The organism is Escherichia sp. AM3, assembly GCF_032029835.1.
Taxonomy (GTDB): Bacteria; Pseudomonadota; Gammaproteobacteria; order Enterobacterales; family Enterobacteriaceae; genus Escherichia; species Escherichia coli.
In genome coordinates this window covers 1-358 of the sequence record NZ_JAVUPQ010000686.1, presented here as the reverse complement: position 1 = coordinate 358, position 358 = coordinate 1, and the positions used below count along the sequence as shown (strand labels likewise).

The 358-nt window shown below is 43.0% G+C and carries 2 pseudogenes; both read right to left on the bottom strand.

Annotation, left to right across the window (positions count from 1 at the left end):
* Positions 1–157, bottom strand: a pseudogene (locus RTW80_RS27890) (molecular chaperone); the annotation flags it as partial.
* Positions 158–200: 43 nt separating this feature from the next.
* Positions 201–358 (bottom strand): annotated as a pseudogene (locus RTW80_RS27885) (type 1 fimbrial protein); the annotation flags it as partial.

Genomic DNA, 358 nt, shown 5'->3' with positions numbered 1-358 from the left:
GATATCGAGTATGAGGGTCTTTATTTTTGAGTGCTATTTGTACTTCGGATTTATTCGATGGATAAATAATTCGCGTGCCACCGAGAACCACACTTGCCTGTACTGAACAGCAAGAGATAATCAAACATCCACCTAACAATTTTAATAAATAATTCATACTACGTTCCAGAAGGCAGCCCTTTCAGGCTGCCAAAATAGATTTAGCGATAAACAACCTCGAACGTTGCAGATGAGGAGTAGTGACCTGCTGTTGGTTTGTTATCACCAACCTGAATAACTTTCGCGGTGTAATTAAAGACAGATGCTGTGGCGCCAGTGGCATCGTTCGCAACATCGGTACCGGCTTCCGGTTCTGATC